Genomic DNA, 18,528 nt, shown 5'->3' on the forward strand with positions numbered 1-18,528 from the left:
AGCGGCCTTGTGTCGCGATAGGGCCGCGAAGCGGCCCCGGCAACTTGTGCAGCGCTGCTGAAATTCTGGGGCCGCCTTGCGGCCCATCGCGACACAAGGCCGCTCCTACAGGGGACCGTACAAGACTGCTAGTTGGTAGTAGCCCTGCGCTTTTCCACCAGCCACGAGCGCCCATACAGGAACACGATGGCCAGCAAGGCCACCGCCTGTGCCGACAGCGAGTAGGCATCAGCGTGAATGCCCAGCCAATCGAACTCGAAGAACGCCACCGGCCGTGTGCCCAGCACCCCGGCTTCTTGCAGCGCCTTCACGCCGTGCCCGGCAAACACCACCGACAGCGCGCACAGCAGTGCGGCGTTGATGCTGAAGAACAGCGTCAGCGGCAGCTTGGCAGAACCACGCAAGATCACCCAGGCCAGGCCCACCAGCAGCACCAGCGCCGTGGCGCCACCCGCCAGCACCGCCTGGTGCCCGGCAGGGCCTGCCTGCAACCACAGGGTTTCGTAGAACAGGATCACTTCGAACAGTTCGCGGTACACCGAGAAAAACGCCAGCATGGCAAAGCCAAAGCGCCCGCCGCCGCTGACCAGGCTGCTTTTGATGTAGTCCTTCCAGGCAGCAGCGTGGCGGCGATCATGCATCCATACACCGAGCCATAGCACCATCACCGCGGCGAACAGCGCCGTGCAGCCTTCCAGCAGTTCGCGCTGGGCGCCGCCCACATCGATCACATAGGCCGCCACCGCCCAGGTGGCGAACCCGGCAACCAGCGCCAGCGCCCAGCCGATGTTGACGCTGCGTACCGCCGACTGCTGCCCGGTGTTGCGCAGGAAGGCCAGGATCGCCGCCAGCACCAGAATGGCCTCCAGGCCTTCGCGCAGCAGGATCAGCAAACCGGAAATATAACTCAGCGACCAGCTCAGGCCGTCGCTGCCCAGTAGCTTGGCGGCTTGGTCGAGCTTGCCTTTTGCCTCAGCCAGACGCTGCTCGGCCTGAGCCACGGGCAGGCCATCTTGCAGGGACTGACGGTAGGCCATCAGGGATTTTTCGGTGTCCTTGCGCGCCTGGGTATCGATGTTGTCCAGCGAGCTTTCCACCAGTTCGAAGCCTTCCAGATAGGCCGCTACCGACAGGTCATAGGCCTGGTCGTGGTCACCTGCGCGGTAGGCCGCCAGGCTTTTGTCCAGCGTGCTGGCGGTGTATTCGAGCAGTTGCGCCGGGCCGCGCTTGACTTGCGGCGGCTGGGCACGCTGGGCACGGAACGCCTCCACCACCGCGCTGCCTTCGTTGGCGGCGACTTCGGCCGGGGTTTGCCGGGCCAGGTCGGCGATGTTCCAGGTCTTGTCGCCTTTGCCGGCTTCCGACTTGGCGGTGAAGCTGGCGATATAGGCGGCCACATCCCAGCGCTGGCGATCATCCAGCTGGTCGGCAAAGGACGGCATCTCAGTGCCGTCGATGCCCAGGGCCAGGGTGTTGTAGAGGTCGAACAGGCTCAACTGGTCCAGGCGCGAAACATCGCGCAGGTTGGCGGGCGCAGGCTCCAGGCCCACGCCAGCCGGGCCGTCGCCTGCGCCGGTGTCGCCGTGGCAGATCGAGCAGTTTTGCGCGTACAGCGCAGCGCCACGGGCCGGATCCGGTGTGATTACTGGGGCCTGACTGACCTCGTAGGCCACTGCCAGGCGCGCGCCCAGCTGGCGGGCCTGCCTGGCGACAGCGGTGCCCTCCTGACGCTGATCAATGGCCTGGCGCAACGCCTGGACGCCCTGCTCCAGGGCGGCTTGCTCGGTGTTTGCGGGCAGGGCTTTGACCAGGTCGGCCAAGACCGCGCTGAATTCCTGTTGCTCGCGATATTCGCCCTCGTCGATCACCCTGCCTTCTTGCACCGTCGGCGGGTAGTCGGCGCCGATGTAGTCCAGCAGGTGCAGGGCTTTGCCGGCCTCAGCGGGGGCCTCGGCCAGCGCCAAGCTGCTGCACAGCGCCAGCACCGGGCCGAGCAATGCAGCCGGCAACCAGGCGAGCAGACGGGTACGGGTTTTCATGGCCAGTCTCGAAGGGAATGCGAAAGAGAACATTGTTCACTCCGACTCGCCTTCCCTCAAGGGCGCTGGGCGGATTTCATGAAAAATTTTGCTACAAATCAGATGAGGAGAGATTGAGCCAGGAGAGCATCACAATTCGGCGTTATCACGAATGTCCGCCAACCTGCCGAATGATGACTACCTTGTCCTCGACAGTGAAAGTCACCCGGTCATGCCCACTAAGCTGAAGCTGATGCTGGGTAACTGTTGCTCCATGCAACGGTTTGATGCGAAGAGTGACAAAGTCTGCAGCATCATTGGGACTGGCGCCGAGATCCTGGATGGTGAACTTGAACAAGTTGAGCCTTCTTTGCTGATCCTCATTCAGAGCGCCTTTGTATTTTGCCTTGTCGGAAATCAGCGTGTATCCGGAGTTCTTGGGTAAAGGCTGTTCTTCGAGACGGTAGTGCTGGACCAGTTCGAGAGCCTCGGGAGATAAAGTGCGTGCAGGCGTAGCGTGATCTGTGGCGGATGGTTTGGGTTGGGGGCCATGCTTGGGAGCTCGTTGCGAGTGTTTGACACCTCGTACTTTTTTGCCCATATGCCCCGACGGGTCAACGAAGTTGATGGGATCACCCTGAGAGTAACAATAGCAATTCAGCCCACCAAGCCCAAACGGGCTCCAGCTATCCGGACTGACAAAGCGCATTAAAGATGGACTGAACAGCCGATGATAGCCCGTCCCCAGTGGATAGAAGCCCGTGATCACATCCCGGCGCTCGCCGTTGAATCCAAGACTTTCAGCAGAAGAATGCCCATAGGGTGAGTAGCTATGGGCACTGCGTGTTCTTGTGATCATTGCAGTTCCTGCCTCGCACCTTGTGTAGGACAGATGATGCAGGAGCGGCACATATTTCAAAACTGGCAAAAATGTCAGGGCCGCAAAGCGGCCCCGGCGCTTGAAGGCTTTTGGAGAACCTTGCTCATTCCTCGCTCCATATCATCGATCAGCGCCTTGGCCATCTCACTGAGTATCCGCGCAGCACTACCGGCAATCCGGTCATTTTCCATTTCCGCTTCGGTGGTCAGGTGGCGGATACAGCCAAGTAATACCGACAACTGTGAAAAAGCATGGCTGAACGGCACATTGGCTGCAGTGCTCCACAGTTTTCGAGGCCTGTGGCTCAGCGGTGGGCGCCAGGGGAGCTGGCTTGCCGGCGATTGGGCCTCAAGGCTTGGCGGTGTCCTTCCAGCCTCCACCCAGCGCCAGGAACACCCCAATCTGCCCCATGGCTACCTGACTATTGGCCGCTGCCAACTGCGCACGCATGTCGGTGTAGGTGCGTGTGGCCTGCAAATCCGCCAGGAACGACTCACGCCCTGCCTGGTAGTACCGGTGGGTCTGGTCTGCGGCTTCCTTTGCCGATTTTTCTGCCTCGGCCAAGGCATCACGCCGGTCCAGCAGGGCGCTGTACTGCGCCAGGCGGGTCTGGGTTTCGCGAATGGCGTTCAGCACCACGCCATCGAAGTTCGCCAACGCCGCCTGGGTAGAGGCTTCGGCCATGCGAATACGCGCACGGGTGCCGTTGGTGGGGATGGTCCAGCTGATCTGCGGGCCGAAGCCCCAGCGGTTGGTCGAAGGCTCGCCGAGATTCTCCAGAATGCCGATGGTGCCGACCTGGGCGCCAATGCTGATGTCCGGGTACAGCGCGCCGGTGGCCACGCCGATGTATGCAGTGGCAGCAGCCAGCTGGCGCTCGGCCTGGCGCACATCGGGGCGACGTTTGAGCAACGCGGCGCCATCACCCACCGGGACCAGCTGGTTCAGGTGCGGCAGCTCGGCACAATCGGCGGTGCCGGCAGGCAACTGGTCGACCGGCTTGGCCAGCAGCGCAGCCAGGGTGTACATACCCGTCTCGCGCTCTGCCTTGAAGCGTGGCAGTTCGGCGCGCAAGGATTTGAACTGGGTCTGCGAGCGGGTTACCTGGGTTTCATCACCGCGGCCAGCATCGCGCAGGCGCTGGTTGAGCGTGACGCTCTGCTCCTGCAGGTCCAGCGACTCGCGGGCGATGTGGAGTTCCTCGTTGGCCGAACACACCTGGGTGTAAGCCTTGACCACATCCGCCACCAGGGTGATACGGGCGGTATCGGCAGCGGCCTGCACCGCGTCGGCATTGGCCTTGGCGGCCTCGGTGCCGCGCTTGAAGGTGCCCCACAGGTCGAATTGGTACGAGGCACTGATGATAGCCTCGCCGATGTTGGCCACCGGTACCTTCTCGGGCTGCAGGAAGGCTTCACCCGACTCCTGCAACCGCTGGGCGCCGAGCTTGACGCCACCGTTGAAGCCCCCTTGCGATTCGGCCACCTCCACCTGGGCGCGGGCCTTGGCGATGTTGGCCGCCGCCACGCGCAACTCGGTGTTGGCACTCAGGGCCTGACGCACCAGCGTGTTCAGCCGCTGGTCCTGATACAGCTGCCACCAGTCCTCGGGCACCGGCGCCGAGACCACGCTATCGGCATCCTGGCGCAGCGGGCCGCTCAGGTCGCTGCGTTGCACCGCCGCGTCCTTGGGCACCTCATAGTCGGGCCCGACCATCATGCAGGCCCCCAGCGACAGGCACAGGCCGGCCAGGATCAGCTGTTTCATGGGCGCTGGCCCTCGATGATCGACACCGTGGCGGTGCGCCCGGCAATCATGCGGAAGTCCTGCGGCACTTCATCGAAGGCGATGCGCACCGGAATTCGCTGGGCCAGACGCACCCAGCTGAACGCCGGGTTGACGTTGGGCAGCAGGTTGGCGCCACTGCTGCGGTCGCGGTCTTCGATGCCCGCGGCAAAGCTCTGCACATGGCCGCGCAGGCGGGTGTTGTCGCCCATCACGCGGATGTCCACCGCATCGCCAATGTGAATGCCACCCAGCTTGGTTTCTTCAAAGTAGCCATCAACGTGATACGAGGCACTGTCGACCACCGACAGTACTGGGCGGCCGGCGGTGACAAATTCGTGGTTACGCGGCGCGCGGTCGTTGAGGTAGCCGTCCACCGGGCTGCGCACCACCGAACGGTCGAGGTTGAGCTGGGCGGTGTCGACCGCCACCTGGGCCTCGCTGACAGCAGAGCGGGCGCGGGCCTCGCGGGACTGGCTTTCTTCCAGCTGCTCGGCGGCCACCAGGTTGCCCAGCTTGCGGTTGCGCTGCGCTTCGCGCGAAGTCTGGGCCAGGGTTTCCTGGCGCTCGCCCAGGGTCGCCTTGGCCTGGCGCAGGGCCAGGCTGAAGCGGTCCTGGTCGATGGTGAATAGCACGTCACCGCGTTTGACGGTCTGGTTGTCGCGCACCTCGACCTTCTGGATCAACCCCGACACATCGGGGGCGATCTGGATCACGTCGGCGCGAATGTGGCCGTCGCGGGTCCAGGGGGCAAACATGTAGTACACCACCATCTGCCACACGAGCACGGCGGCGAAGGTCACTACCAGCAAGGTCAGGACCACACGGCCCAAGGTCAGCAAAGGTTTTTTCATGGCAGCATCAGGTTTCGGCAAAAGTGGTCCACCGCGCCAAGCAGCACGGCATACAAAGCAACGTTGAACAACGCCCGGTGCCAGACCAGGCGGTAGAAATGCAGGCGCACCAGCACCGCGTGCACCCCCAGAAACACCAGGTAGGTGCCAAACATCATCACCAGCAGCGTGGGCAGAAACACCCCGCTGATATCCAGTTCACCAATCACAGGGGCGCTCCGTCGAGGCCAGGGGGCAGTTGCGGTTGTTCGGCGGGTTCGAGCATCACTTCCACGCCCGGCAACAGCGCCAGCCGCAGGCCACTCAGGGCATGCAACAGGTGGGTGCGGGCATCACCACGCTCGTACAGCTCATCCAGGTTCAGCGCCAGGCGCGCACGTTCCATGTTGCGCAGCAGTGCGGCCGGGGCATGCAGGCGCTCACCGGCACGCAGGCAGGCGGCGTAGTGCGCGCCGACTTCTTCGACCACCGTGCGCAGGCGCTCGCGGGCCTGCTGGCCGGCCCGCGGCATATAGGCCAGCAGGTCGAGCAGGTTCAGCCCCACGCGCAGGTCACGCAGTGCCACGCCGCTGTCCTGGCCGGTTTGCGACAGGCGCGGCAGGTGCTGCATCAGGCGGTCGAGCATCTGCACGCCCACCTGGCGTTGCTCGGCCAGGGTCGCCGGCTCGGTCATTTCGACGATGTCGCGCCAGGCGAAGCGGGTCATGCGCTTGGCCGCCAGTTCCACGCCGAACGGGCGCATCACCAAGGTCCAGATGAACGCGAACAACAGGCCAACGGGGCCGGCCAGGTTGGCGTTGAGGAAGGTGAAGAAGTCGGCGTCGTAGGCACCCTGGATGCTGATGAAGGTCGAGGTGTTGACGATGGTCAGCAAGGTGCCTAGGTAGAAGCGCGGCTGCACGGTCAGGGTGCCGATACAGATGAACGGCACGGCAAACGCCAGCACCAGCATCGGGAAATCGTGCAGGTTGGGCAGCACCAGGAACAGGTACAGGCTGGAGAAGATGACCGACATCAGCGTCCAGAAGAAGAACCGGTAGATCTGCGGCGCGGGGTCGTCCATGGCGGCGAAGAAGCTGCACGACACGGCGGCAAGGATCACGGCGCTGGCGCCGTCGTTCCAGCCCAGCCCAATCCACAGGCCGCACGCCACCACAATCGCCAGTACGGTAGAGGCCACCGAGTACAGCATCAGCCCACGGTCGAAGAATGCCGTCAGGCGGCCCAGGCGCCAGTGGCGGTACACCGCGCGCCAAGGCTTTGCATCGTCGGTACGCAAGGCGTGCTGCAGGGTGCAGCAGTCCTGCCACAAGTCGGCCCATTCGGTCAGGCGGTACAGAGCGTTGGACAGCAGCAGTTCGGCGCGCTGGTCGAGGGCGGCGGCACCGGGCTGCAAGCGGTCGATCTGCTCGTGCAGCGCAGTCCAGCGCGCTACCGAAGCACTGTCGGCCGTGCCTTTGAGCCATTCGCGGGCGGCGTCAAGCACGGGTTGAAGTTGGGCGAACTGGGCCGGGGCGCGGCCTTCGAGGGCCACCAGGGCGTCGTCGAGCGCGTCGATTACCGGCAGCAGGTGAATCATCCGCCCACGCAGTTCGCGGGCATTCTTCAGGGTATGTGGGCCGGCACCTTCGTGGCCTAGCTGGCCGATCATCAGCTCCAGCGAGTTGAAGGTAGCGACCATCGACCCACGCATGCCGCCGACCTTGTCGGCGCTGGCTTCGCGGGCCAGGTAGGTGTCGCTGTAGCGGATCGCTTCAGTGAACCAGTTACCGGTGGCACCGACCACTACAGGGGCCAACCGGCGTGGCCAGAAAATGGCGCCGACCACTGCCGCGCAGACGATCCCCAGGCAAATTTCCTGAGCGCGGGAAGACGCCACGTCGAATACCGCTAGCGGGTTGTCGACCACCGCCAGGGCGATCATCGGCAAGGTGTAGCCGGCCAGCATCAGCACATAGTTATTGGCCGTGCGCAGGTTGAGCGACAGGAACAGCAAGGTGCCGGTCCACAGGGCGATTGCGATGCTCAGCAGCAACGGCGACTGCACCAGCGGCGGCACCAGGAAAATCGCGCCACCGGCACCCAACAACGTGCCCACGGCGCGGTACAACGCCTTGGAACTGGTTGGGCCGACGAACGGGCTGGAGACGATGTACACCGTGGCCATGGCCCAGTAGGGGCGTGGCAGCTGCATGAGCAACGCGATGTACAAGGCGATCATGGAGGCGGCGAAAGTACGCGCACCGTAGAACCAGTCGCGGGCGGGGGGTACCGAGCTGAAGAAGCCGTTCATGCCACCCCGCCCGTACTGCCCAGCCCGGCTGCTTCGAAGGCGCGCAGCACGCGCAAGGTGGCTTCCAGGTCGGCCTGGTCGATACCGTTGAGCACATCGCGGCGCAGGCGCACCAGCTCGGCTTCGATGGCCTCGGCCAGGGCACGGCCTTCGGCGGTCAGGCTCAGGGCCTTGGCGCGACGGTCCAGTGGGTCCTCGCTGCGGCACACCAGGCCAGCCTTGCACAGTTGGTCGAGCAGGCGCACCAGGGATGGGCTTTCCAGGCCAGCGGCCTGGGCCACGGCCACCTGGTGCACACCGTCGCCCAGGCGCACGATCATCAGCAGCGGCGCAGCGCAGGCTTCGGAAATGCCGTAACCGGTCAGGGCGGTATGGCAGATGCGCCGCCAATGACGGGCGGCGACCACCATGCCACTGCTGACTTGCAGGCGCAGGAGATCAAGGGACATTAAGAGAACCAAGGATATTCATAGTTTGCTAACTATCAATATACGCCTTGCCCTCCCCCTGTCGTCAACAGTGGGCGACGGACAACCGGGTTAAATGTTGTTCATTTTTTAGCCTGTGCCGGCCTCTTCGCGGGTAAACCCGCTCCTACAGGTACCCCAGAAATTTTGAGGCTTGTGGTTTCCCGCGAAGAGGCCGGCACAGGCAACAGAACATCAGGGCTGGATCTGGTCTTCCAGCTTCATGGTCAGTGCCAATGTGCTGCCCATCTGCACCGCCCGGTCCCGCCATTCCTGATAGCGCGCTGAATCACGGCTGCTGAAGTGCACCGCCAGCTCCTCTGCCGCCTGCTCCACCCCCGCCGCTGCCGCCAGCTCCAGCCAGTACAGCGCAGCCTTGAGGTCGGCCTCCACATACAGCCCGTGCATCAGCCGGTAACCCACCTCAAAGCGACAGCGTGCTTCACCTCGCTCGGCCCCGCGCATGAACCACTGATAGGCCTGCACCAGGTCGACCTGCCAGTCCAGCTCGCCATCGCACACCTCCTCCTCATACAGGTCACCCAATGCCGCGGCCGCGTGCAGCATGCCCCGCTCGAAGGCCTGCCGGTAGCACTCCGCTGCCTGCACGTAGGAAGGGTCGATGCCTTTGCCAAAGTAATGCTGCTGCCCCAGGTTGAACCAGGCTGCGGCATTGCCTTGCAGGGCCGCCATGCGCAGCAGGTGGCCGGCCAGCACGGTATCGGCACGCCAGTACTTGCCGTTGAGCCAGATCCAGCCGAGGTCGTTGAGTGCCGCCACGCTGCCCAGCAACGCCTGGCGGCGCAGGTCGGCGTATACCGCCTGCAGGTCGCTGGCCTCATCCAGGCGGTTGACCAGCATCGAGCGCTGGCTGGGTAACCCCACACCGGCAAACAGCCGCTGTCGCCTGCCGACCGGGGCCGGTGGCGCAATGACCCGCTCGGGAAGAAGGCGGGCAAGCAGCGAATGGATATTGCTGGCAGCAGACATGTTCATCCTCATTGAACGACGCACAACCCCAACCTTCGGCTGTGATGAGGCGTGATTCTGCGTGACGTCACGTCAAAACCTGTCGCGAACGATTCGGCACACGGCAACCAAATGCGAGTTCCTTGATCTGAGCAGGCTGTGGCCAATTGCCATACAACACGCGTGCCGCCATCCTATTGCGGCAAGCCTAGACAAGGACGTTACATTTTGCCGTTCGCCACCACTCGCGCCACCCTCAGCCGTCAGTGGGCGCTGCTGCGCCTGCTGCCCAGTCGCTCCCCAGGCATTACCAGCGCCGAGCTTGTCTGGGGCCTGCGCGATGTCGGCTTCACGGTCAGCAAACGCACTGTCGAGCGTGACCTCAACGAGCTGTCGCTGATCTTTCCGCTGGAGCGCAACGACAAGAGCATCCCGTTCGGCTGGCACTGGTCGGCGAGTGCGGTGGGCGAGTTGCGCGGTAACTTCGACTTGCTCACGCACCTGCGCGGGGATGCGTTGCAACCGGCGCAGGGCGAGGGCGTGGAGCTGGTGGCGCGGATCAGCGATGCACTGGCGCGGCAGTTGCGCGATGCGCCGTTGAGCAGCGACATGCAGCTGACGGCGCTGGAGCATGGGCATCGGTTGCGGGCCACGGTGAGTGACGGCTGGCCGTTGCGATGGTGGCTGTTGAGCCATGGGGATGGGTTGGTGGTGGAGCAGCCTGCGGTGTTGCGGGAAGAGATTGGCAAGATCCTGAGCAATGCGGCAGCTCAGTACCAGAATCTGTAGCCTGTACCGGCCTCTTCGCGGATAAACCCGCTCCCACAGAAGACCGGTGGACCTTGAGTAGTGCACACCTGTGGGAGCGGGTTTACCCGCGAAAGGGCCGGTACAGGCTTACGCACTAGCGCTGCATCCCCCAGCGCCGCACGGTCAGCCGCTCCAGGGTGTTGAACACCAACCCTTCCACCAGCAAACCGATCAGGATCACCACCGCCAACCCGGCAAACACCTTGTCGGTATACAGCTCGTTACGGTTCTGGAAGATGTACCAGCCCAGCCCGCCTTTACCGCTGCTGGCACCAAACACCAGTTCGGCGGCAATCAGGGTGCGCCAGGCAAAGGCCCAGCCGATCTTCAGCCCCGACAGGATCGACGGCAAAGCCGCCGGCACCAGGATGTGCAGCACCAGCCGCAGCCCTTTCAGGCCATAGTTGCGGCCCGCCATGCGCAGTGTTTCCGAGACGCCAAGAAAGCCCGCGTAGGTATTCAGCGCCAAAGCCCACAGCACCGAATGCACCAGCACGAAGATCAGGCTGTTGTCGCCCAGCCCGAACCACAGCAAGGCCAGCGGCAGCAGGGCAATGGCCGGCAGCGGGTTGAACATCGAGGTCAATGTGCCCAGCAGGTCGCGGCCCAGCTGGGTCGAAACCGCAAGGCTGGTCAGGCCGAATGCCAGGACGATGCCCAATACATAACCCTTGAGCAGAATCACCAGCGACACGCCAACCTTGGCCGGCAGTTCGCCACTGATCATGCCGTCCCACAGGGCGGCGGCGGTTTGCAAAAAGCCTGGCAACAGCAGGTCGTTGTCCTGATAACGGGCGACGGCCTCCCACAGCACAGCGATCACCAGCAGGATAACCGCCTTGCGCAGCCAGCCTTGCTGCCACAGGCGCTGGGCCAACGGCAGTTCTCGTTCCAGAGGCACACTGAGCAGGGGCTCCAGCTGCACCTCGTATTCCTGGCGTACAGGTGTAGTGGTCATGGCTGAAGCTCCTGTCAGTAGGCGATGCGAATATCGTTAAAACCAAGCTCGTCAGGCTGTTGCGGGGTGTCCGCCTCGTCAAACAGCAGGCGGTGGATACGCCGGGCACTGGCCTGGAAGTCGCTGCCACCCAAGCTGCCCAGGTCGTACTGATGGCTGTGCACTTCGGCCCGTACCCGCCCCGGGTGCGGCGACAGCAGCAGGATGCGGTTGCCGACCACCAGCGCTTCCTCGATGGAGTGGGTCACGAACAGCAGGGTGAACCGTACTTCCTCCCACAGCAGCAGCAGTTCTTCCTGCATCTTGCGCCGGGTCAGCGCATCAAGGGCGGCGAACGGCTCATCCATCAACAGGATCTTAGGCTGCGTGGCCAAGGCCCGGGCAATCGCCACGCGCGCCTTCATGCCGCCCGACAAAGTGTGCGGGTAGGCATCGGCAAAGGCAGCCAGGCCGACCTTTTCCAGGTAATGCAGCGCCCGGTCTTCGGCTTCGGCGCGCTTGAGCTGGCCCGACACCAGCAACGGGAACATGACGTTCTGCTTTACCGTTTTCCACGGTGGCAGCTGGTCAAACTCCTGAAACACCACGATGCGATCGGGCCCGGGGCCACACACCGCTTGGCCCTGCAGCAGAATCTGCCCTTCCTGCGGCTGGATGAAACCGGCTACGGCTTTAAGCAAGGTGGACTTGCCACAACCGGAGGGGCCCAGCAACACAAAGCGGTCGGCACGGTCGACTTCGAAGCTGACCTGGTGGGTGGCCCGCACCACGCGTTGCGCGGTGCGGTATTCAAGGCTGAGGTTGTCCACCTTGAGCAAAGGCGGCGTTGCGACACGGCTCAGGTTGCTGGCCGCGTGGCCTGGCAATGGGGCGGTCATGATCGATCAGCTCCCCTGCAGCGGGCGTTCGTCCTGGAAGAAGTAGTCCTTCCACGATTCCGGCTTGTGCTTGATGGCGCCTACCCGATAGAGAAAATCGGCCAGCTTGTAGGTGTTCTTTGGCGTGACGGTGAATTCGTACTGCGGGTTGTCGATCAGCTTGATCAACGCGTCGCGGTCGATCTTGGCCTTGGTCACACGGATGTAAGTGTCGGCGGCAGCGGCCTTGTCTTTCTGGGCGAAGTCTGCGGCTTCGGCCAGGGCGTCAACGAAGGCCTTGTAGGTTTTAGGGTTGTCCTTGCGGAATTTCTCGGTGGCAAACAGCAAGGTCGGCGAGTTGGGGCCGAGCAGGTCATAGCTGTTGAGCACCACATGCACGTCCTTGTTGGCCAGTACCTGGTCCTGGAACGGCGGGTTGGAGAAGTGCCCGTTCAGCTCGGTACCGCCGGCCAGCAGCGCAGCAGTGGCATCGGGGTGAGGTACGGCGAGGGTGTATTTGTCGAGGCGGTTGTATTCCTTGTCGCCCCACTGCTGGGCGGCGGCGTACTGCAGGAAGCGCGACTGCACCGAAACACCGACCGCTGGCACGGCGATGCGGTCTTTGTTGGAGATGTCGGCGATGGTCTTCACGTTGGGGTTGCTGCTGACCAGGTAGTACGGGAAGTTGCCCAGCGAGGCCACGGCCTTCACATTCTGCCGACCCTTGGTGCGGTCCCACACCGTAAGCAGCGGGCCGACACCCGCGCCGGCGATGTCTACCGAACCGGACAGCAGTGCGTCGTTGATGGCCGAGCCGCCCGACAGCTGGGCCCAGTCGACTTCGATGTCGATGCCCTGCTCCTTGCCGTGCTTTTCGATCAGGTGCTGGTCACGCACCACGTTCAGCAGCAGATAGACGATGCCGAACTGTTCGGCAATGCGGATCTTGCCTTCGGCCTGGGCTACTGCAGGGGCAGCCAGGCTGCCGACGACCAGGCTTGCGCCCAGGCCGATGCTTGCCGCCAGGCGGCTGATGGATTTGCGCATGATGATGTCCTCAGTCGTCAGAACGGGGCGTCGCCCTGGATGGTGGTGCGGTACAGCTTGCGGCGCAGGTGTGCGGGGCAGCCGGCGGCCAGGTGGATCAACGAGCGGTTGTCCCAGAACACCAGGTCATGGGGCTGCCATTGGTGGCGGTAGATGTTCTGCTCCAGCACGCTCAGTGCGTACAGTTGTTGCAGCACGTCGCGGCTTTCGTCGTCTGGCAGGCCGACGATGCGGGTGGTGAAGCCTTCACTGACAAACAGCGCCTTGCGGCCGTTTTCCGGGTGGGTGCGGACCACCGGGTGGATAACTTCCTGTACCTGCGCCAATTGCTCGGCGGTCAGGTTCGGGCGCCAGTTGCCTTCAAATTTGGTTTCGGCGTAACGGGCGGTGTAGGAGTGGGCAGCACTGCGGCCCTCGACCACTTTGCGCAAGGCGTCGGGTACGGCGTCCCAGGCTTTGTGCATGTCGGCGAACAGCGTATCGCCGCCTTCGCTTGGCAGTTCCTGGGCATGCAGCATGGAACCGAGGCTGGGCAGCGCTTTGTATGACAGGTCGGAGTGCCAGAACTTGCCGGCATCACCCAGGCCGATGTTCTGACCGTTTTCGATGATGTTGGAAACGATCAGGATCTCGGGATGGCCTGCAAGCAGGAACTGCTTGAGCACATGGATCTGCAACTCGCCAAAGCGGCGGCTGAAGGCTATCTGCTGTTCCGGGCTGATGCGCTGGTCGCGGAACACCAGCACATGGTGGTCGAGGTGGGCGCGATGGATACGGGCGAAATCCTCGGCGTTGACCGGTTTGGCCAGGTCCAGGCCGATGATCTCGGCGCCTACGGCACCGGAGAACGGGCGGATTTCAAAAACTTGCGGCTGGGCGCTGTCGATGGTCGACAAGGCGTTCGAGGCGGCTGACATTTATCACTCCCACGCAGTGCGCGACTTCAATGGCGCGCAACGATCAGAAACGCACGGGGATTTCCCGTGTGGGTTCAAGTCGTGCGGCGCATCGATTGGTCGACGGGTACGCAGTGGGTGTGACTATAAAGTCATAAGTGCGATATTTTAAATACCTTTAAAGCATAACCATATCACTGTCGCCGGGGCTGCCCTGCTGTCAGATCAGCCCACCCTGCTCTTCTTCGTCGATCAGGTTATTGAGGCTGCTGAGCGCCTTGCGCGCTGTGGAACGGTTGAGCAGCTTGGCCTGTGCGCCGGCGGGCAGGTCGGTGATCTTGAACACCCCCTTGGCGGTCAGCACGTCGATGAGGTCCTCGAGCACGCGGATCATGTCCAGGTCACTTTGCTTGAGCTGGTTGAGGCTGTTTTCCACGACGTCATCGGCAAACCATTCCTGGATATCGGCATGGTCGGCGGGGAGCATCTCGGTGAACTGGTCAAAAGCAGCTGCTTCTACCCGCAGCAACTGGCCAGCGGCGTCGCGTTGCACGTAGAACATGGCGGTGTCCCTCGTCACGTTGGTTCCTTGTTGGTAGACAGCAGCATAGGCAAAGATCGCCGGGCGCGCAGGCCCGGCGCCAGAGTATGCGCTGTCAGCAGATTGCAGGAAAGACCCGTGTGGGAGCGGCCTTGTGTCGCGAAAGGGCCGCGAAGCGGCCCTTTAGCACATCAGCTGTCCTTGTTGTGGATGATGATGGTCGGGTCAGCACCGCTGATCAACGAGTTGACCGTGGTGTTGGACCAGTTCACCCCTTCAAGCTTGATGGTCACATCGGCATTTGCCAGGCCTCCAGCAGCGTTGAGCTTGCCTTCGCTACTGACCTGCAACGTGGTCGTGCCTTCCACCGTGGTGAGTTTCAGGTAGTTGTCGATCGTGCTGCCCTTCTCACCTTGCAGCAGATCGCTCAAGTCGATCTTGTCTTTCTCACCTACCTTGAAGTCCTTGATCACGTCGTTGCCGTAATCGCCTGCCTTCCACACGAAGGTGTCGGCACCGCTGCCACCGATCAGGATATCGTCGCCGTGGCCACCGATCAGGGTGTCATTGCCAGTACCGCCCAGCAGGATGTCGTTACCCCGGCCACCATCGAGCGTGTCGTTACCACCTTGGCCGAAGAGGATGTCGTTGCCATTGCCGCCGGACAAGAAGTCCTTGCCGTCGTTGGCACCGGAGATATCGAACTCGGTGTAGTGCTCGGTGATGTACTGGTGGACATTGCTGGTGGTAACGGTGCTGGCTTCGACACCGCTCTTCTGCGCAACGTAGGTCTGCAGGGCCTGATAGCCCTCGCTGACAACACCATTGAGGGTGATCAGGTCACCGAAGATGATGTCATTGCCGTTGCCGCCATCGATGGTGTCGGCGCCGGGCAAGATCGCCTCGGAGTGGCCCAGAATCGCCTTGGCCAGGTCGGACGGGTCGATGTTGGCCTGTGGCTTGCCAGCAGTGTCATACGCTGTCAGGTCGCTGAGCGAGACATCGCTGTTCAGGCCAATCGCCTGCACCTTGCTCAGACCGGTATCTTTGCCACCAAGTACGGCAAAGCTCGCAGTGGAACCTGCCGCCGAGTAGTAATAGTTCCAGGCGTCAGCGTAGCCAGTACCCGCCAAGTCGGAGGTCTCGTAGGTACCATCACCTTGGGCATGGATTGTCCCGATCTCCTTGATCGAGTCGAGCCTGCCATTACTCTTGTAGGTAGAGACGGTGATGAGCCCGTTACTGCTGATCTCAACCTTGTGCGTACTGTCGGCCCAGGCACTGAAGGTATCGCCAATCTTGTAATTGTTGACGTTGACCACGTCATCCAGATACTTGCCATTGGTCCAGAGGCGAGGGTTGGTGCTTTCCCCGTTCTGGTAGTAAGTGGGCTTGCCATCAGTGATGAAGTAGGTGAGGTTCTCCGCACCAGAATTGCTCAACGCCACGGTGCTCTTGAAGAAGTTGGACGTGGTCTTGAACGCGTCTTCGTAGTTGGTACCACCGCCGTAGCGAGAACCGCCCACCATCGAGTCCAGTACCGTCTGCAACTTGCTCAGGGCATCGGTATCGTTCAGGTTCACCGTCACGTTCTTGTTGACCTGGGTGTCGAAGTCGACCAAGAAGATGTTCACGGTCCCGGAGGAATCGGAGCCCAGGCTCGCTTTCAGCGTCTGGAACACGGACGCCAGCTGGGCCTTGGCCGTGGCAACAGACTGGTCACTCATACTGCCCGAGCTGTCGACCATGAAGGCAATGTTGTAGTTCTTGCCCTGGACCACGTTCAGGCCCGACACGTCGGCGACGATGATGTCGTTGCCTTCGCTGCCGGTCAGGGTGTCGTTGCCCGAAGTACCCACGCTGGCCTTGTAGGTTGCGCCGTACACGGTCACCGGGATGTTGCCGGTGGTGATGGCCGAACCGCCCAGGCTTTCGGTGGCAGTCGAGGTGACCGTGATGTCGAACGAGCCTTTGTAGTAGGCCGGCGGCGTCAGGGTCAGGCCGCTGAGTTTCCAGCCGGTTACATCCACCGGTGCGCTGCCTACCGTGACCGTGTGGCCTGCACCATCGCTGAGTACAGTGCCTTTCGGAATGCCGCTGAGGCTAACGTTCAGGGTTTCGGAGCCATCGGTGTCGGTCAGGGCAGTATTAATACCAACCAGTTTCACCGAGCCACCTTCCGGCCCTTCGTTTAGCTTGTAGCCGTCGTAGTAGCTCTGACCATTCACGGTGTGCAGGTCGGACACGCCCAGGCCAGCGTTGGCCATCTCGGTCACGTTCTGGTACATCTTGATGTTCGAGCTGCTCAGGTCAGTGACCGCACCAGAGCCTACCTGGATGTTCAGGTCATAGCTGCCTGGCCCAGACTGGTTGGCATGGTAGACCTCGATCGGGTAGTAGCCGCTGGTGTTCGGGGTGAAGGTGCCCGAAACCTGGCCACCGGCACCCCAAGTGGCCGTGACCACAGTCTTGCCACCAATGGTGACCACGAAGCTGTCGTCGGCGGTACCGCTGAAGGTGTAGGTCTTGCCGGCTTCCAGGTAGATCAGGCCCGACGTTTTCGAGCCGCTGCCACCGGTGACGCTGCCATCGGACTGCACGTTGGTCGTGGTGCTGCTGGAGTTGGCATTGCCAGAGTTGGCAAATACCGTCTTCAGGTCCTCGCCGGTAATGCCATTGCCACCAGTACCCAGGCCTTTGAGGCTGGTCCAGACTTCCTTGGTCAGGCCTTTGGAGTCGATATCGGCGCTGCCGAAGCTCAGCGTCGGTTTGTCGGCTACCGGGCTGATGTCGACCTTCATGGTCGCTTCTGTGCCCAGGTTGGTGCCATCGTTCGGCTTGTACTTGAACTGTGCGTAGTCGGCCTTCTGGTCACCTACGCCATTGCCACCGTAGTTATCCGAACCTGACTGGTTGAGGGCCGGAACGAGCTTCAGGTTCTTGGCCGTGATATCAGCCTGGCTCACGACCTGGCCAACGGTCACATTCACCCATGCAGTACCGTTGAAGAACTGCAGGCTGCCGGCGCCAGGGATCGAGGTAATGGTCACGGACAGACCGGTGTTGCCATCGGCATCGGTGACTTTGAAATCACTCCAGGCGAACACGTAGTCGGTGTCCTCCACGCCAAACACCGCGCCACCAGGCGAAACTGGCAGGTGGTCGTTGTCGAGGATGGCGGTAGTCACGCTCGATTTGCTGCTATCAACTTGCAGGTTCTCGAAGTTGCCACCGGTGGCAGTTTCGATCTTCACCACGAAGTTCTCGGTACCTTCGACCAGCTTGTCGTCGATGGTAGCGATGTTGAACGTGGTGCCTGTGCTGTTGGCCGGGATCTTCACGGTGGTGACACCGGTGAAGTCCTCACCGTTTTTGGCGGTGCCGCTGTAGCTGAGGGTGATGGTGACTTCGGCCTTGGAGGCGTTGCTCAGGGTCAGCGTGTACTGGCCGGTTTCGCCCTCGGTCAGCGAAGTGGTGCCGGTGATGCCGACCGTGGTGACGTCGCCCTGGTTGCCGGTACCCGGAGTACCCGAGCCTGGTTCGTCGGTGACAGTGGTGCTGACTGGCGACTTGTCCAGCGTCAGCTGTTCGAACTTGCCAACATCGGCGCCGGCCACGGTGGCAATCGACTTCACGACTGGGTCGTTAGCGCCGACGTAGACGTTGTCCGGAGCGGTCACACTGATCGAACCGCTGGTGCCATTGGCCGGTACGGTGATGACGGTTTTGCCGTCGCTCAGCGTGAAGGTCAGAGCGTTGTGGTTGTTGATCGGCAGGCCATCTTTGTTGGTCAGCGTCACGGTGTAGGTGATCACGCCGCCTTCGGTGACCGAAGGGGTCGCGGTCAGTTTCGCGATGACTTCGTCGTTGGTGTCGGTGACATTGACCTTCGCCGCGTCGCCCAGCTGCAGGTTCTCGAAGGTACGGCCGCCGATGTCGGCTGCCGACTTGATACCCAGGCTGATTTCGCCGGCGTCTTTGTAGACGTCGTCGCCTTGTGCCGCGTGCTCGTATGGCGCGCTGGTCTGGCCGGCCTTGATGGTGACTTGAGCGTTGTTGCTCAAGGTCACGACCAGGTCGTTGGCCAGGGCAGTGTTGATGTGCACGGTGAAGGTCGGTTTGACGTTCTCGGCTACCGAAGTCTGGTCGGCGG

General features: G+C 62.4%; 15 protein-coding genes and 1 pseudogene. 1 reads left to right on the forward strand and 15 read right to left on the reverse strand.

The window, feature by feature from the left end; genetic code table 11:
- Window positions 1–128: 128 nt before the first annotated feature.
- The 9 genes and pseudogenes from ABI582_RS11185 to ABI582_RS11225 form a co-directional block, all read right to left on the reverse strand.
- Window positions 129–2,072, reverse strand: a complete 1,944-nt coding sequence (locus tag ABI582_RS11185) for an FTR1 family protein (protein WP_442119207.1) — start codon at window positions 2,070–2,072, stop codon at window positions 129–131.
- A gap of 541 nt (window positions 2,073–2,613) precedes the next feature.
- Window positions 2,614–2,853: pseudogene (locus ABI582_RS11190) on the reverse strand (RHS repeat-associated core domain-containing protein); the annotation flags it as partial.
- 98 nt (window positions 2,854–2,951) lie between these two features.
- A complete protein-coding gene (locus ABI582_RS11195; protein ID WP_442119215.1) occupies window positions 2,952–3,206 on the reverse strand; it encodes a DUF3077 domain-containing protein in 255 nt (84 codons plus the stop codon).
- A gap of 40 nt (window positions 3,207–3,246) precedes the next feature.
- Window positions 3,247–4,665, reverse strand: a complete 1,419-nt coding sequence (locus ABI582_RS11200) for an efflux transporter outer membrane subunit (protein ID WP_442119208.1) — start codon at window positions 4,663–4,665, stop codon at window positions 3,247–3,249.
- Window positions 4,662–5,537, reverse strand: a complete 876-nt coding sequence (locus ABI582_RS11205) for an efflux RND transporter periplasmic adaptor subunit (protein WP_442119209.1) — start codon at window positions 5,535–5,537, stop codon at window positions 4,662–4,664. Before ABI582_RS11205 ends, ABI582_RS11200 begins: the two co-directional genes overlap by 4 nt.
- Window positions 5,534–5,746 carry a DUF1656 domain-containing protein gene (locus tag ABI582_RS11210; RefSeq protein WP_016497473.1) on the reverse strand — a complete coding sequence of 71 codons (213 nt, stop codon included), beginning with the start codon at window positions 5,744–5,746 and terminating at the stop codon, window positions 5,534–5,536. The genes ABI582_RS11205 and ABI582_RS11210 overlap by 4 nt, the downstream gene beginning before the upstream one ends.
- Entirely contained in the window at window positions 5,743–7,830 is a 2,088-nt protein-coding gene (locus ABI582_RS11215) for an FUSC family protein (RefSeq protein WP_338745739.1), read from the reverse strand. The genes ABI582_RS11210 and ABI582_RS11215 overlap by 4 nt, the downstream gene beginning before the upstream one ends.
- On the reverse strand, window positions 7,827–8,279 hold the full coding sequence (locus ABI582_RS11220) for a MarR family winged helix-turn-helix transcriptional regulator (RefSeq protein WP_086975902.1): 453 nt from the start codon (window positions 8,277–8,279) through the stop codon (window positions 7,827–7,829). The genes ABI582_RS11215 and ABI582_RS11220 overlap by 4 nt, the downstream gene beginning before the upstream one ends.
- A gap of 213 nt (window positions 8,280–8,492) precedes the next feature.
- Window positions 8,493–9,287 carry a tetratricopeptide repeat protein gene (locus ABI582_RS11225; protein ID WP_442119210.1) on the reverse strand — a complete coding sequence of 265 codons (795 nt, stop codon included), beginning with the start codon at window positions 9,285–9,287 and terminating at the stop codon, window positions 8,493–8,495.
- A 207-nt stretch (window positions 9,288–9,494) separates the two neighbouring features.
- Between ABI582_RS11225 and ABI582_RS11230 the strand changes: the two genes are divergently transcribed.
- Entirely contained in the window at window positions 9,495–10,055 is a 561-nt protein-coding gene (locus ABI582_RS11230; protein WP_258654541.1) for a WYL domain-containing protein, read from the forward strand.
- Window positions 10,056–10,170: 115 nt separating this feature from the next.
- Here the strand turns inward: ABI582_RS11230 and ABI582_RS11235 are convergent, their stop codons facing one another.
- The 6 genes from ABI582_RS11235 to ABI582_RS11260 all read right to left on the reverse strand — a co-directional run.
- Entirely contained in the window at window positions 10,171–11,034 is an 864-nt protein-coding gene (locus ABI582_RS11235) for an ABC transporter permease (RefSeq protein WP_442119211.1), read from the reverse strand.
- 14 nt (window positions 11,035–11,048) lie between these two features.
- Window positions 11,049–11,912, reverse strand: coding sequence for an ABC transporter ATP-binding protein (locus ABI582_RS11240; RefSeq protein WP_338745737.1), 864 nt, complete (start codon window positions 11,910–11,912; stop codon window positions 11,049–11,051).
- A gap of 6 nt (window positions 11,913–11,918) precedes the next feature.
- Window positions 11,919–12,938, reverse strand: a complete 1,020-nt coding sequence (locus tag ABI582_RS11245; protein ID WP_086975894.1) for an ABC transporter substrate-binding protein — start codon at window positions 12,936–12,938, stop codon at window positions 11,919–11,921.
- A 17-nt stretch (window positions 12,939–12,955) separates the two neighbouring features.
- Window positions 12,956–13,855 (reverse strand): TauD/TfdA dioxygenase family protein, encoded by a 900-nt coding sequence (locus ABI582_RS11250; protein WP_338745735.1) that lies wholly within the window; start codon window positions 13,853–13,855, stop codon window positions 12,956–12,958.
- 199 nt (window positions 13,856–14,054) lie between these two features.
- Window positions 14,055–14,396 carry a hypothetical protein gene (locus tag ABI582_RS11255; RefSeq protein ID WP_012269973.1) on the reverse strand — a complete coding sequence of 114 codons (342 nt, stop codon included), beginning with the start codon at window positions 14,394–14,396 and terminating at the stop codon, window positions 14,055–14,057.
- A gap of 170 nt (window positions 14,397–14,566) precedes the next feature.
- The coding region (locus ABI582_RS11260) for an immunoglobulin-like domain-containing protein (protein WP_442119212.1) at window positions 14,567–18,528 on the reverse strand (3,962 nt) is incomplete at its 5' end.

Origin of the sequence: Pseudomonas sp. SAS7 (assembly GCF_052112345.1) — a bacterium.
Lineage (GTDB): Bacteria > Pseudomonadota > Gammaproteobacteria > Pseudomonadales > Pseudomonadaceae > Aquipseudomonas > Aquipseudomonas putida_Q.